This is a genomic window from Halomonas sp. A40-4 (genome assembly GCF_015767635.1).
GTDB lineage: Bacteria > Pseudomonadota > Gammaproteobacteria > Pseudomonadales > Halomonadaceae > Vreelandella > Vreelandella janggokensis.
Genome location: NZ_CP065230.1, coordinates 2,735,664 through 2,756,535, shown reverse-complemented (window position 1 = coordinate 2,756,535; position 20,872 = coordinate 2,735,664). Strand labels below are relative to the sequence as shown.

At 59.8% G+C, this 20,872-nt stretch carries 20 protein-coding genes; 13 read left to right on the top strand and 7 right to left on the bottom strand.

All coding sequences use genetic code 11. The features are described 5' to 3' along the window. Window positions 1-74 precede the first annotated feature (74 nt). From IT895_RS13025 to IT895_RS12975, 11 genes are all read left to right on the top strand, one after another. Window positions 75-1,310, top strand: coding sequence for an urea ABC transporter substrate-binding protein (locus IT895_RS13025; protein ID WP_085917739.1), 1,236 nt, complete (start codon window positions 75-77; stop codon window positions 1,308-1,310). Between the two features lie 104 nt (window positions 1,311-1,414). After that, window positions 1,415-2,287, top strand: a complete 873-nt coding sequence (locus IT895_RS13020; RefSeq protein ID WP_085917740.1) for an ABC transporter permease subunit — start codon at window positions 1,415-1,417, stop codon at window positions 2,285-2,287. Further along, window positions 2,288-3,391 (top strand): ABC transporter permease subunit, encoded by a 1,104-nt coding sequence (locus IT895_RS13015; RefSeq protein WP_199283692.1) that lies wholly within the window; start codon window positions 2,288-2,290, stop codon window positions 3,389-3,391. Continuing rightward, window positions 3,388-4,110 carry an ABC transporter ATP-binding protein gene (locus IT895_RS13010; protein WP_199283691.1) on the top strand — a complete coding sequence of 241 codons (723 nt, stop codon included), beginning with the start codon at window positions 3,388-3,390 and terminating at the stop codon, window positions 4,108-4,110. The genes IT895_RS13015 and IT895_RS13010 overlap by 4 nt, the downstream gene beginning before the upstream one ends. Next, window positions 4,097-4,816: an urea ABC transporter ATP-binding subunit UrtE gene (gene urtE, locus IT895_RS13005; protein WP_085917742.1), complete on the top strand. Its 720-nt coding sequence runs from the start codon at window positions 4,097-4,099 to the stop codon at window positions 4,814-4,816. The genes IT895_RS13010 and urtE overlap by 14 nt, the downstream gene beginning before the upstream one ends. Window positions 4,817-4,954: 138 nt before the next feature. Further along, entirely contained in the window at window positions 4,955-5,953 is a 999-nt protein-coding gene (locus tag IT895_RS13000) for an acetamidase/formamidase family protein (RefSeq protein ID WP_085917743.1), read from the top strand. Between the two features lie 17 nt (window positions 5,954-5,970). Next, window positions 5,971-7,668 (top strand): nitrilase-related carbon-nitrogen hydrolase, encoded by a 1,698-nt coding sequence (locus IT895_RS12995; protein ID WP_199283690.1) that lies wholly within the window; start codon window positions 5,971-5,973, stop codon window positions 7,666-7,668. A gap of 61 nt (window positions 7,669-7,729) precedes the next feature. Next, window positions 7,730-9,241: an amidase gene (locus tag IT895_RS12990; RefSeq protein ID WP_085917745.1), complete on the top strand. Its 1,512-nt coding sequence runs from the start codon at window positions 7,730-7,732 to the stop codon at window positions 9,239-9,241. Between the two features lie 273 nt (window positions 9,242-9,514). Next, window positions 9,515-11,977: a DUF1266 domain-containing protein gene (locus IT895_RS12985; protein ID WP_199283689.1), complete on the top strand. Its 2,463-nt coding sequence runs from the start codon at window positions 9,515-9,517 to the stop codon at window positions 11,975-11,977. 113 nt (window positions 11,978-12,090) lie between these two features. Next, window positions 12,091-12,786, top strand: a complete 696-nt coding sequence (locus tag IT895_RS12980) for a C40 family peptidase (protein ID WP_199283688.1) — start codon at window positions 12,091-12,093, stop codon at window positions 12,784-12,786. A 27-nt stretch (window positions 12,787-12,813) separates the two neighbouring features. Then, window positions 12,814-14,022: an MFS transporter gene (locus IT895_RS12975; RefSeq protein ID WP_199283687.1), complete on the top strand. Its 1,209-nt coding sequence runs from the start codon at window positions 12,814-12,816 to the stop codon at window positions 14,020-14,022. Here the strand turns inward: IT895_RS12975 and IT895_RS12970 are convergent. Genes IT895_RS12970 through IT895_RS12950 form a run of 5 tightly spaced genes read right to left on the bottom strand, consistent with a single transcriptional unit; the run spans window position 13,970 to window position 18,794 of the window. Beyond that, complete coding sequence (locus IT895_RS12970) at window positions 13,970-14,608, bottom strand: ABC transporter ATP-binding protein (protein WP_199283686.1); 639 nt, start codon at window positions 14,606-14,608, stop codon at window positions 13,970-13,972. The genes IT895_RS12975 and IT895_RS12970 overlap by 53 nt on opposite strands. After that, window positions 14,601-15,416, bottom strand: coding sequence for an ATP-binding cassette domain-containing protein (locus IT895_RS12965; RefSeq protein WP_085917750.1), 816 nt, complete (start codon window positions 15,414-15,416; stop codon window positions 14,601-14,603). Before IT895_RS12965 ends, IT895_RS12970 begins: the two co-directional genes overlap by 8 nt. Before the next feature lie 20 nt (window positions 15,417-15,436). Continuing rightward, window positions 15,437-16,237 (bottom strand): ABC transporter permease, encoded by an 801-nt coding sequence (locus IT895_RS12960; protein ID WP_199283685.1) that lies wholly within the window; start codon window positions 16,235-16,237, stop codon window positions 15,437-15,439. Further along, window positions 16,234-17,214 carry an ABC transporter permease gene (locus IT895_RS12955; protein ID WP_199283684.1) on the bottom strand — a complete coding sequence of 327 codons (981 nt, stop codon included), beginning with the start codon at window positions 17,212-17,214 and terminating at the stop codon, window positions 16,234-16,236. The genes IT895_RS12960 and IT895_RS12955 overlap by 4 nt, the downstream gene beginning before the upstream one ends. Further along, entirely contained in the window at window positions 17,205-18,794 is a 1,590-nt protein-coding gene (locus IT895_RS12950; RefSeq protein WP_199283683.1) for an ABC transporter substrate-binding protein, read from the bottom strand. Before IT895_RS12950 ends, IT895_RS12955 begins: the two co-directional genes overlap by 10 nt. A gap of 87 nt (window positions 18,795-18,881) precedes the next feature. Between IT895_RS12950 and nikR the strand changes: the two genes are divergently transcribed. Continuing rightward, window positions 18,882-19,283, top strand: a complete 402-nt coding sequence (gene nikR, locus IT895_RS12945; RefSeq protein WP_199283682.1) for a nickel-responsive transcriptional regulator NikR — start codon at window positions 18,882-18,884, stop codon at window positions 19,281-19,283. 75 nt (window positions 19,284-19,358) lie between these two features. Here the strand turns inward: nikR and IT895_RS12940 are convergent, their stop codons facing one another. Beyond that, complete coding sequence (locus IT895_RS12940) at window positions 19,359-19,844, bottom strand: FKBP-type peptidyl-prolyl cis-trans isomerase (RefSeq protein WP_085917753.1); 486 nt, start codon at window positions 19,842-19,844, stop codon at window positions 19,359-19,361. Window positions 19,845-20,017: 173 nt separating this feature from the next. On the opposite strand from IT895_RS12940, the gene IT895_RS12935 reads away from it, so the two are divergent. Beyond that, window positions 20,018-20,296 carry a hypothetical protein gene (locus IT895_RS12935; protein WP_085917754.1) on the top strand — a complete coding sequence of 93 codons (279 nt, stop codon included), beginning with the start codon at window positions 20,018-20,020 and terminating at the stop codon, window positions 20,294-20,296. Between the two features lie 94 nt (window positions 20,297-20,390). Here the strand turns inward: IT895_RS12935 and IT895_RS12930 are convergent, their stop codons facing one another. Then, complete coding sequence (locus IT895_RS12930; RefSeq protein WP_066318047.1) at window positions 20,391-20,858, bottom strand: glycine zipper 2TM domain-containing protein; 468 nt, start codon at window positions 20,856-20,858, stop codon at window positions 20,391-20,393. Window positions 20,859-20,872: the final 14 nt, after the last annotated feature.

Sequence of the window (20,872 nt, the reverse complement as noted above, 5' to 3'; positions counted from 1 at the left end):
AGAGGCGATTAGGGAGCTGTTTTGCTGCAGGACGGCGAGGAAGGAAAAAGTAAAACTACATCAGGGGTATACAAATGAAATACTCAACAATCCAGAAAACGGCCACCTTGACGACGTTGTTGGCGGGCACTTTCGTGACCCAGGCGTCAGCGGATGATCCCATCCAGATAGGTGTGCTTGAGGACCAGTCGGGCAACTTTGCCGCGGTGACGCAGGCCAAGGTGAGTGCCATTGAGTTGGCAGCTGAGGAAATCAACGATGCGGGCGGTATTGCGGGTCGTGAGGTCGAGCTGGTCGTTTACGATACGCAATCGGATGATCGTCGTTACCAGGAGTTGATGCGGCGGGTCCTGCAGCGTGATCAGGTGGATACCGTCTTTGCGGGTTTTGCGTCGTCATCGCGTGAAGCGTATCGCCCGATAGTCAACCAGTTCGACGGCTTGGCGTTCTATAACAACCAGTATGAAGGCGGTGTGTGCGACGCCAACATGATCGTGACCGGCGCGGTCCCAGAGCAGCAGTTCTCGACGCTGATTCCCTGGATGATGGAAGAGTATGGCCCGAACGTCTATACGATTGCCGCGGACTATAACTTTGGCCAGATTTCGGCAGAGTGGGTGCGTCAGATTGTTGAAGAGGAAGGCGGCGAAATCGTGGGCGAGGAGTTCATCCCTCTGGATGTTTCCCAGTTCTCGCAAACCATCCAAAACATTCAGGGGGAAGCCCCGGACTTCGTCGTCACCCTGCTGGTCGGTTCCAATCAGGCGTCCTACTACGAGCAAGCGGGGTCTGCAGACCTTGGGATCCCCATGGCTTCATCGGTGAACGTTGGGCAGGGCTACGAACATAAGCGGTTTGCGCCACCAAGCCTTGCAAACATGTTCGTGACAACGAACTTCATCGAAGAAGTGGATACCCCTGAGGCGAATGCGTTCGTTGAGAAATTCTATGAGCGCTTCCCTGATACGCCCTATGTGAATCAGGAAGCCGCCAACTCTTATATCGCCATGTACCTTTACAAGCAGATGGTTGAGCGTGCCGATGGCTCGACCGACAAGGAAGACCTTCGCGCCGTCATCGCCGAGGGAGATGTCTGCTTTGATGGCCCTTCTGGCACGGTGTGTCTCGATCCGCAAAGCCAGCATATGTCTCACAATATCTTCCTGGCAAAAGTGGATGAGAACCACGAGATCTCCTTCCCTGAAACCTGGGAAAATATCGAGCCGTACTGGCTGGGTGACAATGGTTGCGACCTGACCCAGAACGACCCAAGTGCCCAGTACACCCCCTCTAGCCCTCCCAACGAGTAAATATCACGCATCGTCCCGGCAGGGTGGTGAACGTCACCCTGCCTGACCTGTGAGTTTGCATTAAGCGGGAAACCTCGCGGGCGTTTCCTGCCCAGGAGCTGGATATGGAATACCTACATTTAGCGTTCACAGCTTTCTATCAGTTTGGGGATGCGTTTGCTTTTCTGGTGCTATCTGCCATGGGGCTTGCGGTGATCTTCGGGATGATGGGCATCATCAACCTGGCTCATGGTGAATTCATCATGTGCGGCGCCTACGTCACGGTCGTAACGGCACGCCTGGGGGTGCCACTGCCCATCGCGATGCTGTGTGGCAGTCTGGCCGCCGGGATACTTGGCATTGTGCTAGAGCGCACGATCATCCACCGCCTCTATCACCGGCCGCTGGACTCTATTGTGGCCACCTGGGGGATCAGCCTGATTCTTACCCAGGGCACGCTGATCCTGCTTGGCTCAAGCATGTCGGGCATCAGTACGCCGCTTGGCAGCTTTTCGGTGGGCGACTACACATACTCTACCTATCGGATGGTGCTGCTTGGGGTCGCCGTGCTTCTTCTCGTTGGCCTGTATGTGCTGTTTCACCATACGACGTTCGGCATCCACTCGCGCGCCACCATTCAAGCACCGCACATGGCGAAAGCGGCGGGTATCGACACCGGACGTATGTACTCACTCACCTTTGGCCTCGGGGCGGCCCTGGCCGGGTTGGCCGGTGCGCTTTATGCACCGACGATTTCCATCGTGCCGACGCTGGGTGCCAATTTCCTGGTCGAGAGCTTCGTGACGGTGGTTGTCGGTGGCGCGGATGTGTTCCTGGGTACCGCACCGGCGGCGGCCACACTCGCGGTCATCAAGGCCTTTCTGACCGGTTGGCAAGGGCAGCTAATAGGCCAGGTGGGGCTATTAATAACCGTCATGGTGGTTATCCGCATTCTCCCACAAGGCCTGTCTGGCTGGTTACTCAAGGGGCGTACATAAATGGGTATGTTGCAGCGAGAAGGATCGGTGACGACACCTTCGTCGTCTCGAGTTCCCAACTGGATGCGGCTCGTTAACGGTCCGCAAACATTGGGTCGCGGCCCGTTGTTTTGGGTTGGCTTTGCCTTGGCCATTGGGGCCGCCATCGTTTACCCCGCCTTTGCGGATGCCTGGAGCGTCGGTAATACGGCCTACTTCTTTTGCTGGGTGTTCATGGCGCTTGGGCTGTCGTTGATCTGGGGCTACACGGGGTCGCTCAGCTTTGGCCAGACTGCTTTCTTCGGGCTTGCCGGATACACGTACGGTGTCGTCACGATCAACTTTGGCGCGGCTTACGGTATGACCCTCGTCGGCGTGTTGATTGGGGTTGGGGTGTCGTGCCTGGGGGCGGCGCTACTTGGTTACATTCTTTTCTACGGGCGAATCAGCGGTGTCTTCCTGGGTATCGTTACGCTGTCGACCACGCTGGTATTTGCCACCTTTATGGCACAGACCGCTGGCTCGCAATGGGCGATCGGCGATGCACGGCTGGGTGGCGACAATGGCATGACCGGTATGCCGCCGTTGACCATTCCTTGGTCGGGGGGCGATATCGCGCTGTATTCGGGCGTGCCGCTTTATTACCTGCTTCTGGCCCTGCTGGTGCTTTGCTACCTGGGGTTGCGGGTGCTGGTCAATTCGCGATTCGGCAATGTGCTGGTGGCGATTCGTGAGAATCCGCATCGCGCTGAAATGCTTGGTTATGACACGCGCCGCTATCAATTGATTGCCTTTGTGATTGGCAGCGGGCTGGCGGGGCTGTCCGGCGTGCTCTATACCGCCTGGGGGCAGTACATCAGCCCCTCCAACATGGATTTGGCGGCTGCTGCCTTGCCCATTATCTGGGTGGCAGTGGGTGGACGCAAAGATCTTACCGCGACGCTGGTAGGCACCTTGGTGGTGCTGGGCATATTCCAGAATCTGACGATCTACGGCAGCTACTACGCCTTCGTCATCATGGGACTGCTATTGGTCGTCATCGTGGTCTATTTGCCGGAAGGCTTAATCCCGGGGTTGGCCAGGCTCTTTGTCCGCCTGCGTAAGCGTAAGGAGGGTATGTCGTGACCCTACTGCGAACCGAACATTTATATAAACATTTCGACGGCGTGAAAGTTGCCCAGGATGTGAACTTTTCGATGGAGATCGGTGAAATCCGCTGTTTGATTGGCCCCAATGGTGCGGGGAAGAGCACGTTTTTCAAGCTTGTGCTTGGTGAGCATCGACCCAGCGCCGGAAAGATATTCTTCTCGGAGAAGGACATCACCAAGTTTCGTTCCTTTGAACGCGTGAAACAGGGCATCGCCGTCAAGTTTCAGGTGCCGGGTATCTTCGCTGAGCTGTCCGTTTGGCAAAACATGCAGATCGCGGTTCAGAACCATCTGCATGGCGATTCAATGACAGCGGCGATCGACAAAGCCCTTGCCTTTGTAAGGCTCACCGACAAGGCAGGCGAGCTTGCGGGTGAGCTCTCCCACGGCGAGCAGCAGTGGCTTGAGATCGGCATGGCGGTGAGTACTGGACCACGTTTGCTGCTGCTCGACGAGCCGACGGCGGGTATGACGCCGGAAGAAACGGCGCGCACGGGCGAGATGATCCAAGCCCTCAATCGCCAGGGGATGTCCATTCTGGCGGTCGAGCACGATATGGAATTCGTACGCCAGATTGCCCATAAGGTCACCGTACTGAACTTCGGTGAGATCTTCGCGGAAGGCACGATCAACGATATCGAGGCTAACGAAGAGGTCGCACGTATTTACCTGGGGACAGCCGATGACGACGAATAATACAGATCTGCTGAGCGTGGAGGGCGTCACGTCTGGCTACGGGACAACCTCTGTTCTGCAAGAGGTCAGCTTGAGTGTTGGCCGGGGAGAGGTGGTGGCCGTCATCGGCCGGAATGGCGTCGGCAAGACGACCTTGATGAAGACGCTGATCGGTCTTCTCAGGCATCGACAGGGCATTATCCGCTTCGATGGTGAGGATATCAGTACGCTCGAATCCCACCAGCGTGCGCGCTTGGGTATTGGCTATATCCCGCAGGGGCGCGAGGTCTTCTCGCGCATGACCGTCTGGGAAAACCTTAAGGTTGGCGAGATGCTCCAGCAGCCAGGAGAGGGCGTCGACTATGAGCGGGTCTACGAGTTCTTTCCTATCCTGCGCGAGCGGGCCAATCAGCGGGCGGGCACCTTCAGTGGTGGACAGCAGCAACAGCTGGCGATCGGCCGGGCCATGGTGGGCAAGCCGAAGCTGATGCTGCTCGATGAACCCTCGGAAGGTATCCAGCCGAATATCGTCAAGGACATTTCGCGCAACATTCTCAAGCTCAACCGTGAGCTGGGCGTCACGATTCTGCTCGTCGAGCAGAATCTGGACATGATCATGACCATGGCGCAGCGCTGCTACGTCATGGACAAGGGGCAAATCACCCACGAGCTGGCTAGGGAACAACTCCGTGACCGTGACGCGATGCGTCGCATTCTGGCGGTTTGAGGGTAGGGCGTGACCCCAAGGTGGGCATGCGAAGCGTAGGTTCATTTCACCATGACGCAAGCTCCGGTCTGCAGTTCCTGGAGCGATGACTGAAAGCAGCTAAAAGTACCTAAACAGTACATAAAAAGGAGTAGAACAATGAATTGGTTTGATCATTCCATCATGGCGCGTCGCGCCGTCGCCAGCGGTAAGCCGGGTACTACCCACCAACTGACAGAGGCGGTTCAAGGTCAGTATCACTATACGCTTGGGCCCAACCCCAAGCCCGTGCTGCATATTCAGCCGGGGGATATCGTCAGTGCGGAAACCCATGATGCTTTCGAAGGCAAACTGCGCTCGGAAAGCGACAAGCCAAGCGAATTGCTTAATCTGCCTTACCTTAATCCGCAAAACGGGCCGATCTACGTAGAAGGGGCCGAGAAGGGTGACTGCCTGGCGGTGTATATCCGCGACATGAAACCCCGTGGCCCGCAGCCTTGCGGTACGACGGCGCTGATTACCGAATTTGGTGGTTTGGTGGCGACCGGTGACACCGCGCTACTCAATGAACCACTGCCGGAGCGGGTTAAGAAGGTAGACGTTGACGCGGAAACCGGCGTGAAGTGGACCGATAAAATAACCCTGCCGTATCAGCCATTTATTGGCACCATTGGGGTCTCGCCAGAGATAGAGTCGATTAGCTCGCTGGTTCCCGATTATTACGGCGGCAATATGGACTTACCCGATGTGGCGCCTGGAGCAGTCATCTATCTGCCGGTGCATACCAAAGGTGCCTACCTTTATCTGGGGGACTGTCATGCAGCCCAGGGCGATGGTGAATTGTGCGGCGTGGCGATTGAGCACCCTACCGTGACAACCGTACAGGTCGACTTGATTAAGGATTGGACGTTCAAGTGGCCGCGCCTGGAAAACGAGCAGTTCTATATGACCATTGGTTCCGCACGGCCGATGGAAGATGCCTCGCGCATTGCCTACCGAGAGCTGGTTCGCTGGCTGGCGGCAGAGTTCGATTTCGATGAGATCGAGGCTTACATGCTGCTCACCCAGGCAGGGCGTGTGCGGTTGGGCAATATGGTGGATCCAAAGTATACGTTAGGTGCTTCCATCCTTAAGTCCATCGTTGGACAAGCACGCTAGCGAGCGGGGAGGTAACAATGAAATACCTTGCCGCCACGGTGCAGTTTGAGCCTGAAATGTTAGCCAAAGAGCGCAATATCGATGCGCTGAAACGGTTGGTGGAAGAGGCGGCTGCGTCGGGGGCGCGGCTGATCATCACGCCGGAAATGGGCCTTACCGGTTACTGCTGGTATGACAGGGAGGAAGTGACGCCCTATGTAGAACCGGTACCTGGGCCTTCAACCGAATGCTTCGCCGCTTTGGCGGCGAAGCTTGACTGCTATATCGTTATCGGGCTGCCGGAAGTGGAGCCTGCCAACGGCCTTTACTACAACACCGCGGTTCTAGTGGGCCCAGAGGGGTATCTGGGTAAGCATCGTAAAAGCCACCCTTACATTGCCGAGCCAAAGTGGGCGGCCTCTGGGGATACGGGCCATCAGGTGTTTGAGACGTCGCTTGGGCGGATTGCGCTGCTCATCTGCATGGATATTCATTTTCTTGAAACCTCACGTCTGGTGGCGTTGCAGGGCGCCGATGTCATCTGCCATCTGAGTAATTGGCTTGCCGAGCGCGCACCTGCCCCATATTGGATTAGTCGTGCCAGGGAAAATGGCTGCTACCTTATCGAGAGTAACCGCTGGGGGCTTGAACGCGGTGTTCAATTCAGTGGCGGCAGCTGCGTGATTGACCCGGATGGACATGTCCAGGCGAGCAGGGATGACGGCGATGGAGTCGTGCTGGGCGAGATTGATACCGACCGAGTAACAGGGCCGTTAGCCAATGAGCGTCGGCCAGATCTCTATCATGAGTTACTTCATCAAACTTACGCCTGGAACCCGTTGGACTTTTTCAGGCTTTATGGTCATCAGCCACTGCCCAAGGGCAAGGCAAGTACCATTGCGGTTGCTCAATTCTCCCCTTCGAACAATCTCGACGATAATCTTTCCCAATGTATGGCGCTGATCGCCGAAGCAGAGCATGCCGAGCTGGTGGTTCTGCCCGAGTTAGCCCTGACGGGACTGAACGCTGGCGCGATCAATCCTATTTCATCGGAGCACCCTGCTTTCAGCGCACTCTGTCGACTCGCCGAGGATCGTCAACAGTACTACGTGGTGGGTTTCGCGGAGCAGGAGGATGGGCATCTCTATAATGCGGCCGCTCTTGTGGGGGCGCAGGGCGTTATGGAGGTGTATCGCAAGATTCATTTAACCGAGGTTGATCGAGAATGGGCAACACCAGGCGAACGTTGGGTTAGCGGCGATTTACCCTTAGGTCGCGTGGGAATGCTGATCGGCCATGATGCCGATTTTCCCGAGGCGGGGCGTATTCTGGCGCTGCGAGGGTGTGATGTGATCGCTTGCCCTGCCGCCTTACCCGGGCCTTTTCATAGTGCGCATCCCGGTACAGGCATTCGTCAGCCAGCCCCTATTTCTACCGGCCCGGACGAACACCATTGGCACCATTACCGGGTGCGTGGTGGCGAGAACAACTGCTATATCGCCTTCGCCAATGTGCATATGCCCGAGTCGGGTTTACCCGGATTAAGCGGTATATTCGGACCGGATACGTTCCATTTCCCTCGCCAGGAGGCGCTGATGACCAGCGCCAGGGGCTGCATTCAGCTTGCCATCGACACGAGCAACCTGGAGTCGGCTTACCCGAACAGCGCTGTGCGCCGCAAGGACCTGGTGGCGATGCGCCTGCCACACCATTACCACAGCTTGTTGGAGAGGTAGTTTGTTCCTCCCTTACTAGATGCCTTTTCAGGCAACCGTCTGTTTATAGGAGTAGTTGACCATGAGCGTGAAGCGACCCGGCATTGATACCTTGGCGGCCATTTCCGATTATTACGGTTTTGACCTTTCCTTTGATGAACTGAGCGAGTTCCAGTCCGCCGTTGCGGGCTCAATGGCCATTTATGATCGCCTGGATGAACTGGCGGATGAATCACTGCCGGTCAACTACCCTCGGTCAGAATTGGGTTATCGCCCGGTAGGTGACGACAACCCGCTCAATGGCTGGGCGTGGAAGTGTTCGGTGCCTGGGGCCAAGGAAGGACCGTTAGCCGGTCGAACAGTGGCGTTAAAGGACAATATCGCGCTGGCAGGCATTCCCATGATGAATGGTTCGCCGATCATGGAAGGTTTTGTGCCCCGGGAAGACGCCACCGTGGTCACACGGCTGCTCGACGCTGGCGCGCATATCATCGGCAAGACGGCCGTACCTGCGTTCTGTTTTGACGGTGGCGGCTGTACCGGCTATCCCGAGCCTCAGCCGGTAAATCCGCACGATCATGACCGGCTGGCCGGGGCCTCCTCCAACGGCAGCGCCGTGGTGGTGACTAATGGTGAAGTGGATATGGCGCTTGGGGGCGACCAGGGCGGTTCCATTCGGCTGCCCGCCTCGTGGAGTGGCTGTTACGGCATCAAAGGCACCCATGGCCTGGTGCCTTACACGGGGATCTTTCCGATTGAGCTGACAATCGATCATGTGGGCCCCATGGCGCGCACTGCGGAAGATTGCGCGCGCATGCTGGAAGTGCTGGCTGGCTCGGATGGGTTGGATCCGCGCCAGTACGATGTACGCACGGCGAAATATACCGAATCGCTTAGCGAAGACCTTGCAGGTTTGCGTATTGGCATCCTGCGTGAAGGGTTTGGCATTGCCGGTGTCAGTGAACCGGACGTGGACGCCGCTGTGAGAGAGGCCGTCAGCATACTGGAAAAAGCCGGGGCGCGTGCCTCGGAGGTCTCAGTCCCCATGCACAGCGACGGGCTGGCGTTGTGGAGTGCGATCGCCTTTGAGGGTGCGACCGAGCTGATGGTCAGGGGCGATGGTTACGGCACCAACTGGCGCGGCCATTACAGTACGCAACTGATGGACTTTTACGGACGGGCTCGCCGCGCCCGTGGCCATGACTTCAGCGACACTGTGAAGATGACGGTGCTCGCCGGGCATTACATGTCCGAGCAGTATAATCGCCACTACTACGGTAAGGCCCAGAATATCGGTCGGCGGCTAGCTCGCGATTATGACAAGGCCCTGCAGGAATATGACCTGCTGATCATGCCCACCACCGCCATGAAAGCGGTCAGCAGGCCGGCAGATAAACACCTCACCAGCACACTCGCCGGTGCGCTTGGCAATCTGCACAACACCGCCCCGTTTGATGTGAGCGGGCACCCGGCAATGAGCGTGCCGGTCGGCTTTTCAGAAGGCCTCCCTGTCGGTATGCAACTGGTGGGGAGACGCTGGGATGAGGCAACCGTGCTGAAGGTCGCCCATGCCTATCAGGTCGCTATCGGCTAGCGGTATGCGTCCAGCGCCGTAGGAGGTGTTATACCCAGTCCTTAACCTTCGCTCGTAAAGCCCTTGTAGGCCAGCGCCCGACTTCGTCGGGCGATAACCTTCGGTGCCGGGATGCTTGCTGATCGCGCAACAAGTTGTGCTCCTACAAACCCCGCCTGCACTTGGCTTTGAAAACCCGCCTTCAACATCTATCGGCCTTTGGAGCTGTTTCCGTTACACTAAGCGGCTTTAAGCTTGCCTGCGGGCAGTGGGTGTTTTTTGTCGAGGTGTCTCTTGGGTGACGCGCTACATGCTTGGTGGGCGCAGCAGTTGGTGCTGTGCGATTGGCATTTTACGCCGCATCCCTTATCGGTGGATGCGGGGGCGGCAGAGCAGCGTTTGCTGGGCCAGGGGATTGCCCATCGGGGTGAGCTGGCCGAGCAATGGTGGGTTGCGCTGCATGCGCCGGCAGGCGATGCGGATCAACTGCTGGCAGCGCTTGAATGGGCGGCGTTGGCCGGTGCAGCGGGGTGGATAAGCCCCGAGCAGGCCAGCGACTGGGCCTGCTGCGTGATGCAGCGTATTCACCGTGAGTACCGCGACCTGCGTAGTTGGCTGGGCGATGTGCGCCGCTCCCTGGGCGTGCGTGGCTGGGCCTCCGGGGCCGATGACCGTTTTATTGATGCCTGTCAGGTGCTGGCGGATTCGGAAGCCGAGGGCGCGGGGATCACCTGGGAAATGTTTGAGACGGCGTTGCGCGAGCACGGTGAAGTCGCCCTGTGGCCTACGTCGCCTGGCGCTCAGCCCTGGCGGCTGTGTGCGCTGTTTCGCCCGCTGCTGAATTACCCGGCAAGCAAGGCGGATTGGCCTGATGCGGTCAACTGGTTAGGTACCGCTTGGGACATCGATAGCCGCGACGAACTGCTGACCGGGCTGTTATGGCTGGGTGCCCAGGGTGAACGCCAGCGCTGGGATGTTGAAGCGCGCGACCTGCTTGCCATGGACGCGGCCCAGCGCCAGGAGTGGCAACGCAATGCCCAGCCCGATTCGCACCACGCCAGCGTGCTGTGCCGCTTTGTCAACCAGGGCGAGCCCCTGGAGTGGGCCGCCTGGGATTGGTTGCGGCTGGTCGAGCTGGCCTGGGCGGGCGCCTGTAGCGGCTGGTTGAGTCAGGCCGAGGCGGATGCCTTTGCGGCGCACGCCGCCGAACTGATGCAGCGCCGCTACCACGACTGGCGGGCGGTGATTGTTGCCTACCGACGAGGCCAGAGCTTGTTTGATGGCATTGACCGGCGCGACATGACGCCGTCTGAACGCGAGACGCTGTTGCTGAGCGGCTCGTTCAGCCCTTGGCAGGTCGCCGTTGACGACCTGCTGGACGCCGAGACCCAGGCTGCCTCGCGCGAAATGCTTGGCCAATGGCGCAATACGCCACACCGCTGGTTGCTGGCCATGGCGGGCGTGCGCGAGCCGGATGCCATGCTGCGGCTGGCCAATCCCGGCGCCCCGCTGAGCGAAGCGCAGCGCGTCGAGGCAGGAGAGTACCTGGATGGGTCCTTAGGGTTGCATGCCGATGAGGGTGCGGCGGCCATGGCGCGCTACTGGCTGCCCGCTCAGGCGCATCATCTGAATCAGCTCGCTGCCGATGCGGCCCACGGTGTCATGCCGCCTTCCGCGACGCTGTTTGGTCAGCCGGACTTCCCGGTTAACGCCCAGCGCCAGGCGCTGAAAGGCGTCAGTCGTCATGCCGCCACAATCCACATGGCCGAGAAGTTTGCCTTCTACCTGCATATGGCCCTCAACAGCGAACTGCTCGAGACGGAAGCGCTGTTGGATTACGCGCGCTCGCTGCGCAGCTGTTTGTGCCGCTTTTATCCCAATGCCAAGCGCATGTTGGAGGCGTGGCTGGCCTGGGAGCACTGCCTGCCGGAGAGCGAGCACGCCTCGCTGTGCAATGAAATTGCCTGGCATCTGGAAGATCCGGGCAGTCTGTTCCACTGGCTGGACTGGCGCGCCGATGCCTGGCGCGAGCCCAGCGAGCGACCGACGCTCAGCCAGTTTACCGCGATGTCCCTGGTTGGACCGCTGAACAGTGCGGTATGGAGTGAGCCCCAGCAGGAAAGTCCCCGCGAGTGCGCGGAGATTCGTGAGTGGGTGGAAAGCCATTATCACCTGGCCAGCGCCGACGATATGCAGACCTTTCTGGCGTCCATGCTGGAGGCGGGTGACCGCCAGGAATACCAAATCAATTACGAGCCTTACACACTCAATACTCAGCGCCTGGAAGCCGAGATTGCCATTCTGGAGTCCGGTGATTGCGCGGAGGAGGATCGCCATCACCTGCTTAGGCTGCGCCGCGTGCGCGATAACGAGGATGGGTGCAACGAGATCGATATGGCGGCCTGGGACATTGCCCAGATAGTCGACCTGGCCATTGCCGGTCGCCAATTGGGCTGGTTATCATCCACGTCCTTTGCCGATGTGCTGGGGCGCGCCTATCAGCTGGCGGCGGATCACTACTCGGGCTGGCAGGATTACGCGGCTGGCATGTACGCTGGTTTCTCGTTCTTCATGGGGGAAACCCCCGAGCGGGAGAGCTTTCTGGCCAGTTTTCGGCAGGCGTTGGTCGCCTGGCTGTGCGCGGCACCGATACTGGCGGGGCCTTGGGCGAGCCTGGATTTTCCCGGCAACAAGCCGCGTCATTTTGCGCCGCTGCACATCGATACGTTGCCCGGCGATCAACGTACCTTGCATTGAGACTCGCTTAACGTAGGTATTTTGGCTTATAGTCATGGTTAACCAGTATTAGCTCAGCCAAGAATAGGTCTGGCCACTGGTGTTTTTATTCAATTATTGACGAGGGATCGCGCATGGTTGCGTTGCCAACTATTGCTGTTACCGCTGCTCGTTTTATCAATCTTTATTCTGGTCGATTACGTGAACGCCATGCGCCTCTTGCGATGGCTGGCTGTATGGTCGTTGTGCTGAGTGGCTGTGCGACCAGCGTGCCGCGTGACGATACGCCCGATGATTATTTTGCCCGCTCGATGCCGGGCCTGCCTGACGATTGGAAGACGCAGATGTCGCCCTTCGATGGGCAATACGATGCCTTCGGGAATTGGCAGGCCTCGCCAACCGAGCAGGTGCGCGAGGCACTGCTGGCCCAGCATGAGCAGTGGGTAGGCACGCCATATCGACTTGGTGGCACCAACCAGCGTGGCATCGACTGCTCGGCGCTGGTACGCAACATCTTCCGCGATACCTTTGAGCTGGAGCTGCCACGCTCCACCCGTGGGCAAGTCCATGAGGGACGCCCGATCGACCGCCAGGAATTACAGGCGGGCGATCTGGTGTTCTTCCGCCCGCCGGGAGCGTATAACCATGTAGGCATTTACGTTGGCGACGGGCATTTCCTGCACGCCTCTACCTCGCAGGGGGTAATTATCTCCAGCCTGGATAATGTCTACTGGAAACGCTACTACTGGCAATCGCGGCGGCCGCTGGCGCCGTCACACCTGGCCAAGCTCAAGGACGCGTTGCCGCTCAACGCCTCTCGGTCGATGTAGCGGACCTTTCTCACCGTTGAGCATCACATGATCGAAGCCAACACCCGTGCCTGGTGGCGCGCGACCTTTGCCCTCTGCCTGGGCTCCTTTCTGGTGTTCATCAATCTTTATGCCCCGCAGCCGTTGCTGCCGGGGCTAAAAGAGACCTACGGCGTGTCTACCCTGGTGGTTAGTCTGCTGATGTCGGTATCGACGTTGTCGCTGGCTCTGGCACTGCTGGTATTCGGGCCACTTTCCGACGCGATCGGCCGCGAAAGTATTATGCGCATTACGCTCTTGCTGGCCGGTGGTTGTTCGCTGGCGCTGGCCTTTGCGCCCACTTTTGAAACCCTGTTGGCGCTGCGGTTGGTGCAGGGCTTTGTATTGGGTGGCCTGCCCGCGGTGGCGATCGCCTGGATGGGTGACGAGTTCGATAAACCCGCGCTACTCAGCGCGGTGGGGCTGTACATCGGCGCCAATTCGCTGGGCGGCATCAGCGGGCGTGTGGTCGGTGGCGTGGCGGCGGATATCGGCGGGCCCTCGGCGGCGTTTTTAACTGTGGGTGTGCTGACGCTGGTGGGCTGTGCGGTATTCTGGCGGCTGTTGCCCAACAGTCAGGCGTTTCGTCCGCAGCGCTTTCAGTTGCGCGTCGCACTGGGTGATCTGGCCGGGCACTTGCGCAATCCGATCCTGCTCGCCGCCTATGCGCTGGGCGGCATCAACTTCCTGATCTTCATCAACCAGTACAGTTATATTACGTTCCGCCTGGCGGAGTCGCCTTATCAATTGGCGGCGAGCAGCCTGGGGCTGGTGTTTCTGACCTACCTGGGCGGTACCGTCGGGTCGACGCTTTCAGGGCGGCTGGCCCAGCGCTTCTCACCGGCGACCTGCATGAGCATGGGCGTGGCGATCCTGATGATGGGCACGGCGATCACGCTGGCGAATTCCCTTTTACTGATTATCCTTGGGCTGACCATCAACGCCTTTGGGTTTTTCCTGGCCCATTCGCTGGCCTCAAGCTGGGTGGGTCGCCATGCCCAGGGCGCTCGGGGCAGCGCTTCGGCGTTGTATCTGGTGTTCTACTACGTGGGGGCCAGCCTGGGCGGTTTCTGGCTGGAGCCGTTCTGGCAGTGGGCGGGCTGGCAGGGCGTGGCGCTGGGATCGTGGCTGCTGCTTGGCGTGACGCTGGTTGTGGCGCTGGGGCTCAGGCGCTTTGAGCGCCGTGCCGCGCAGGCGGGCTCAGCCGCCCCTCGCTGAGCGTCAATCGTCTTGGGCAGAGGCGTTCAAGCAGGGCCGCGTCGTGGCTGATGACCAGCACGCCAAGCCGACGCTCATCGGCCACCTGGCGCAGTGCTTGCCAAAGGGCAAGCTGGGTGAGGGGATCGAGCATGCTGGATATTTCATCCGCTATCAGATAGCGCACCCCGGGGGCCAGGGCGCGCAGTACGCAGACGCGCTGCAGTTCGCCGCCGGATAGCGCGCTGGGGTAGCGGTTCAACCAGCCGGGTTCGATCCCGAAGGCTTCACGCAACGCTGTCGAGGGTGTCCAGGCTTCTTCCAGAATGCGCTTGACCCGCCAGCGTGGATTGACCGAAAGCTCCGGCGACTGGGGCAGCCATTGCACGGGTTGCAAGCCGCTTCGTGGCGGCGCTGCGCCGTCCACCTTTATCACTCCCGCCTGGGGTGTGAGATGCCCCGCCAGCAGTTGGCCAAGGGTCGACTTGCCCGCCCCGGAAAGGCCGTTAAGCCCTACCCACTCGCCCGCCTCAAGTGATAGGGACACGTTATCCAGCACGGCCGTCTGGTCGGCAAACGCATGATGTAAGCGATAGGCGCTAAGCAACGTTCTGGGCCTGTGTGGTTGTGAGCACGCCAAAATGGTTGTCCGGCAGCGCCTGCCACAGCGCCCTGGCGTAGCCGGTGGCCAAGGTGTCACCGTCGCCCCGGAAGGCGCTGGCGCATGCGGTTTCGATACATCGCCCTTGGTTCATGAGGGTGACTTGCTGGGCAATGGGCAGGGCGTGCCGCAGATCGTGGGTAATCAGCAACACTGACTTGCCTTCGAGGGCTAGTGCCGCCAAAGCGTCAAGCACCCGGTTGCGCTGTTGCGGGTCGAGGCCGACGCTGGGTTCGTCGGCGATGATCAACTGCGCGTGGCTCACATGGGCCATGGCGGTGAGTACCCGCCGTGCCATGCCGCCGGACAGTTCATGGGGAAAGGCCTGCCTGCCACGTTCATCCAACTGGTAGTGAGTGAGCGCTTGCCCGGCTGCCTGCCATGCATCAGACCTGGCGTGCCCTGCGCGGCTTGCCGCCCAACTGACCTGACGCTGACTGCGGACCAGAGGGTCGAGTGCATCGAGCGACTGGGGGATCAAGGCCAGTTCACGACCTCTTAGCTGGCGCTGACGCGCAGCGGTAAGCGCCCGGTTCTGGAAGGTCAGGCGGCCGGTTTGGTGTTTGGGCTCGGGCAGCAGACCCAGCAGTGCATGGGCGAGCAGGCTCTTGCCCGCTCCCGAAGCGCCCACCACGGCATGCACCTCGCCGGGGTGAAGCTCGAGTGAAACGTCGCTCAATACCTCGGCCCAGCGGCGTCGCCACCAGCTGGTGTAATACGGCAATTGTAGGGTCAGGTGTTCAATGGACAGCATGTCAACTCTCCTTGCAGTGCCTAAAGCGCATGACGCCAGTGGCTGGAAAGGCGCTCAAGACTGAGTACCACCAGCAACAGCCCAAGCCCGGGAAATACCCCGAGCCACCAGGCGCCGCTGCTCAAGTAGCGCATGGCATCAGCGAGCAGAAGCCCAATGGCGGGTTGGCTGGGGTCCAGCCCGACGCCTAAAAAGGTCAGCGCGGCTTCGTGCAAAATGGCGTGGGGAAACAGTAGCAAGGCGCCGACCACACATTGGGGTAGCGCATGGGGCAGATAGTGGTAGGCCATCACAAAGCGTCGTGACTTGCCGAGCGCCCTGGACATGACGATATACGGGGCATGGCGAAGCTGAAGTAGCTCGGCGCGCAGTAATCTCGCCAAGCGAGGCCAATGGGTCACCGCCACGGCAATAATCACCGCCTGGGTCCCGCCGCCGAGCGCAAAGGCAATCAGCAGTAACAGAATCAGGTGTGGCACACTGAGCAACGTATCGATCACCAGGGCGACTAGCGCGTCCCAGCGTGGCCCCAGCATGGCCAGCATGGCCATGCCCAGCGCGATGAGCGTGCCGAACAGCGCTGCCAGGCTGCCGACCCCGATGCTGAGGCTAAGGCCTGCCAGGGTGCGCGCCCATAGGTCGCGGCCCAGCGCATCGGTGCCGAGCCAGTGGTCCAGGCTGGGAGGGGCGAGGCGGGCGTCAAAGTGCATCTGGCCTGGCGTGTCGCCGAGCAGCCAGCGACTGCTGAGTAGCGCGACGAGCAGTATGGCGATGGCGGTACCGATCCAGAACGCATCGCGCCTGGGTTGCGCTCGGCTCATGGCGTCACCTTCTGCAGGCGCGGGTCAATCATCGCGTGGAGAGTATCGGCAAGCAAATTGCCCACGCTGACGAACAGCGCGGTAAACAGCGCAATGCCCAGCAGCAGCGGCACATCGCTGCGCAGCCCGGCGGCGACCGTTGCCTGGCCCAGGCCGGGGTAGGCAAACACCTGTTCGATGAGTATTGAGCCACCAAACAGCTCCCCCAGCGAGGCCAGTGAAAGCGTCAGCGCGGGGAGGCTGGCATGGCGGATACCGTGCCGCCAGGCGATATCCCAGCGGCTGGCGCCTTGTGCAAAAGCGTGGGTGGCGATGTTGGAGTTCATCAGCGCGAGCATACGCGCGCGGCTGTGCAGGGTAATATTGGCGATGCCGATCAGCGCGAGTGTCGCTACGGGCAGGACCAGATGGTGGAGCCGGGTGGCCAGGCTGACGTCCTGGCTTAGAGTGCCGGTGGGGCCTGCGCAACATACCGGCGTCCAGCCAAGGTAAACCGAAAATAACAGCAGCAGTAACATGGCCAGCCAGAAAGCGGGCGTCGAGGCCGTCAAGTAGGCGTAGGTGCTAATGATTCTATCCAGCAAGCTGCCTTCTTTTGCCCCGGCGATCACCCCGAGGGCAAAGCCAATCAGTGTGGTGAGCAACCAGGCGCTGCCCAGCAACATGATGGAGCGCTGAAAGCGCTGGCCGATGACCTCGCTTACCGGCTGGTTATACACATGGCTAACGCCCAGGTCGCCCTGAAGTAGCTGGCCCAGCCAGTGGCCAAACTGAACCACCGGCGGCTCGTCGAACCCCCAGCGCTCGGCGATCAGGTGGCGCTGTTCCGGGCTTACCTGGGCCATTTGAGGTCCCAGGTAGGCGTCAATCGGGTCAATGGGTGACAGCATTATCAAGCTAAACGACACGACTGCGACGCACACCAGTACCAGCGCAAGGCGCAGCAGACGAGCGGCGGTGATCGCGATCAGTTGCACGTCCAGCGCCAGTCGAGCAGGTTGGCGGTAATCGGCCAACCGTGGCCGTGAGGGGCAATCCCCAGCGTGCCGAGATCAAGGCAGCTGTCGGCGGCGTAGATGTGTTCCAGGTTGACCATCCATGCCCAGGTTGCGTCGCCGCGCACGCCATAGCCGGTTTCGCCGTCCCATTGGGCATTGCGCCAGTGGCGATTGGCCTGTTCGGCGCTGGCGGCTCGCTGGGCGTTGTCGAGGTGATCGTCCACGCTGGGGTTGGTGTAAACGCCGCTGTTGTAAAAGGCGTTGCCGCTATGCGCGCTATGGAACAGGTAATAGATCTCTTGGGGACTGTGGCTGCCAAAGCCCATTACAACGGCGTCCTGATGGATCGCTTTGCGCTGTATCTCATCCCAGTGGCGGGCAGTGGGTTGCATCTCGATGCCCAGGGGGCGGACCATTTGCGCGCTTATTTCGGCCAGCCGTTGCCGGGTGGTGTCGCCTGCGGGATAAGTCAGCCGGAAACGGGCGGTTTGACCGTCTTTTTTGCGCAGGCCGCCGTCGCGCTGCTGCCAACCAGCGTCTTCCAGGCGCTGAATGGCCTGCTCAAGGTCAGGGGCCGCCAGGGTTTCGTCGGGGTCGCTCCATGGCATCCCGTCGGCAGGGCCGAACGCCGGGCGGCCGTAGCCTTCAAGCGCTACGTCCACCAGAGTGTCGCGGTCCAGCGCCAGGTTGATTGCCTGGCGGATGGCAATATCGGCGGTGACATCGTTGCCAATCGGTGCGCCATTGTCGGCGGTTTTGCCTTCATCATGCTGCATGGGAAACAGAATGCCGCGGTTGTCGACGCTTTCCATCACCACGCGCTGCATGTCGGATGGGATCTCGCCGGCAAGCGCCGGGGGCAGGGTAGCCAGGTCGACGTCGCCTGCGCGTAAGGCGTTAAGGGTGGTATCCTCACCGGTGAACAAGAACACTAGCCGCTCAAACGGCGGGGTGGGGCCATAAAAGTATGGGTTACGTTCGACGATCAGCTGCTCGCCTTCCTGCCATTCCACCAGCTGATAGGGGCCGGAACCCAGCGGGGCACGGCCGTAGTCATCGGCGTAACCGTTTTCGCGCGCGGCACTGGGGACAATCCCTAAGGTCATCAACTGGTCGATAAAGGTGATGCGCGGCTCGCGCAGGGTGAGAGTGACGGTTTGAGAATCGACGGCCTCGGCGTTTTGCAGCACGCTCAGGTCGGCCCTCCCGCCGGCCTTGGCAGCGGCATTGAAGGTAAAGGCGACATCGTCAGCGGTCAGCCGGGTGCCATCGGCAAAACGTACGTCGTCGCGTAGCGTCAGCGTCCAGGTGAGGCGATCGTCAGAGAGCGACCAGTGGATGGCGACCTGCGGCTGAGGTGCAAGGTCGATGCCTCGAGCGAGCAGCGTCGACTGAAATAGCGGGTTGCCATACTGCCCCCAGCCAAGTAACGGGTCGAACCCCTGTTCGGGCTCACCGCCGATGGCCATCACAAGTTGGTCTTTGGGTTCGGCGGCATTCGCCAGCGTGACGCAACTTAGCGCCAAGCCGAGTAGAATCGTTCTTGAGTCGAGCGCCATGGCCGTTTCCTGAGGGGGACGGGTATGATGTTTTTTTAATATCATCATACTGGCAGCCGGGGGTCAATTTTTTGGAGGGGTAAACCGATGCAACGCGTAACGGTCACGCTTGATGAAGAGTTGTTGGCAGATGTGGATGCGCTGATCCAGGAACGCGGTTACCAGAACCGTTCCGAGGCGATTCGCGATTTAACCCGTAGCGGGCTTCAGCAGGTACGCGAGGAAGCCGCGCCACAGGCGCCGTGCATGGGCGCACTGGTGTATGTCTATGACCATGCCGCCAGGGAGTTGTCCAAACGGCTGACGCGCCATTCCCACGCCCATCATGACCTCACCCTTTCGACGCTGCACGTCCACCTGAATGAGCAAAGCTGCATGGAAGTCGCGTTGCTCAAGGGGCAAAGCGACCAGTTGAAACAGTTCGCCGCTGAAGTCACCTCGTCACGCAGCGTTCGCCACGGGCGCCTGGTGCTGATTCCTGAAGAATGAGCATAAAAAAGGCGACCGCTTGGGTCGCCTTTTCGCATGTCACGCGTCGGCTGGGAAACAGCCAGGGGGAAGAGCTTAGTGCTGCTCTTCGCCACCTTCGCCGTGTACATGGCCGTGCTCAACTTCTTCTTCGCTGGCTTCGCGTACTTCGGCGATTTCAACGTCAAAGTTGAGGTGCTGACCGGCTAGCGGATGGTTGCCGTCGACAACGACAGTGTCGCCTTCGACTTTCTTCACGGTGACCATCAGCGGGCCGCCTTGGGTCTGCGCCTGGAACTGCATGCCCGGCTCAACGCTTTCAACGCCCTGGAACGCATCGCGCGGAACTTCCTGCATCAGTTGTTCCTGAATCTCGCCGTAACCCTCTTCCGGGGCAACCTGGACGTTCAGCTTTTCGCCAGCCGCGTGTCCTTCCAGCTCTTTTTCCAGGCCAGGAATGATGTTGCCTGAACCATGGAGGTAGGTGAGGGGCTCGCGGCCTTCGGAACTGTCTAGCACTTCACCTGAATCGTTGGTCAGGGTGTAGTGGAACGCGACAACCGAGTTTTGCGCAATTTGCATTAAATAACCTTTCGGTGAGTGCATGTCCCTAACATGGTAACGCGTGAACACAGGATTGTCAGGGGGTAGAGGGGATTTTCTGCCGTCTTGCCTTTATGCAGTATTGCGCCCAGGATTTAGCAGGGCTACCCTAGCCGGACACTTTTTTCGCCGCACCTTCTACGGAGCATGACATGACCATATTTATCATCTGGTTAATCGCCCTTGTGCTGATTGGCTATTTTGTCAATCAGCGCTGGCAAACCGTGAGTGCCGGGTTGGATAAAATGTTGCCCCGGCCATTGAAGACTCATGGCGATAACCGCTGGCTTTGGGTGGGTGCCCTTGCCGTACTGGGGGCGACCACATTGGTGCGTCCGGTGGAGATCCTGCTGGTGGCTATTCTGTTGGGCATCATCGCCGCAGTGGTGTACAAATTGATCGGTTGGGCATCGAGCAAAGCGCCTCACTAAACACCCCAAGCATCAACACAACGAAAAAAAGCCCCGTCAGCGATGCTGGCGGGGCTTTTTCTTGCAGCGATTAGCTATTTATATCTACTAACCATCAGTAAGGGGCAACGCTTGCATTGGCACCGTTACCAATCAGGCGAACTTTCTGACCCGGCTGGAACTGGCGGTCGGCGCGCTGTACGACCACTACGTCGGTACCGTCTTCCAGGCGGATTTCCATTTCCAGGGCGTCAATGCGATTGGCGCGGTCTTCAGCAGCGGTACCGGCAATAGAACCACCCAGCGCGCCGGCAACGGTGGCCAGTTGACGCCCGGAACCGCCACCGATCTGGTTACCCAGCAGACCGCCGATAATGGCACCGCCACCACCGCCGAGCAGGCCGCCGGTGCGGCTATCTGCCTGAATTTGTACCGGGCGCACCGCGGCAATGGTGCCAATCCTTACATTTTGCGTGGTCTTGGCCTGGTTGCCGCTGTATACATCGCCCGAGTAGCCCGCTGTGTTGGCGCAGCCAGCAAGCGTGAGAACGCTGAGAGCGGCGATAGGGAGTAAACGTTTCATGGACACCTCCGGGT

Bases quoted from the DNA above. Each gene is read 5' to 3' on its own strand.
- IT895_RS12965 (WP_085917750.1), bottom strand. From the start codon at position 15,416: ATGCTGTCCATTGAACACCTGACCCTACAATTGCCGTATTACACCAGC.
- IT895_RS12995 (WP_199283690.1), top strand. From the start codon at position 5,971: ATGAAATACCTTGCCGCCACGGTGCAGTTTGAGCCTGAAATGTTAGCC.
- IT895_RS13015 (WP_199283692.1), top strand. From the start codon at position 2,288: ATGGGTATGTTGCAGCGAGAAGGATCGGTGACGACACCTTCGTCGTCT.
- urtE (WP_085917742.1), top strand. From the start codon at position 4,097: ATGACGACGAATAATACAGATCTGCTGAGCGTGGAGGGCGTCACGTCT.
- IT895_RS12975 (WP_199283687.1), top strand. From the start codon at position 12,814: ATGATCGAAGCCAACACCCGTGCCTGGTGGCGCGCGACCTTTGCCCTC.
- IT895_RS12935 (WP_085917754.1), top strand. From the start codon at position 20,018: ATGACCATATTTATCATCTGGTTAATCGCCCTTGTGCTGATTGGCTAT.
- IT895_RS12960 (WP_199283685.1), bottom strand. From the start codon at position 16,237: ATGAGCCGAGCGCAACCCAGGCGCGATGCGTTCTGGATCGGTACCGCC.
- IT895_RS12940 (WP_085917753.1), bottom strand. From the start codon at position 19,844: ATGCAAATTGCGCAAAACTCGGTTGTCGCGTTCCACTACACCCTGACC.
- IT895_RS12980 (WP_199283688.1), top strand. From the start codon at position 12,091: ATGGTTGCGTTGCCAACTATTGCTGTTACCGCTGCTCGTTTTATCAAT.
- IT895_RS13020 (WP_085917740.1), top strand. From the start codon at position 1,415: ATGGAATACCTACATTTAGCGTTCACAGCTTTCTATCAGTTTGGGGAT.
- IT895_RS12930 (WP_066318047.1), bottom strand. From the start codon at position 20,858: ATGAAACGTTTACTCCCTATCGCCGCTCTCAGCGTTCTCACGCTTGCT.
- IT895_RS13025 (WP_085917739.1), top strand. From the start codon at position 75: ATGAAATACTCAACAATCCAGAAAACGGCCACCTTGACGACGTTGTTG.
- IT895_RS12950 (WP_199283683.1), bottom strand. From the start codon at position 18,794: ATGGCGCTCGACTCAAGAACGATTCTACTCGGCTTGGCGCTAAGTTGC.
- nikR (WP_199283682.1), top strand. From the start codon at position 18,882: ATGCAACGCGTAACGGTCACGCTTGATGAAGAGTTGTTGGCAGATGTG.
- IT895_RS13000 (WP_085917743.1), top strand. From the start codon at position 4,955: ATGAATTGGTTTGATCATTCCATCATGGCGCGTCGCGCCGTCGCCAGC.
- IT895_RS12990 (WP_085917745.1), top strand. From the start codon at position 7,730: ATGAGCGTGAAGCGACCCGGCATTGATACCTTGGCGGCCATTTCCGAT.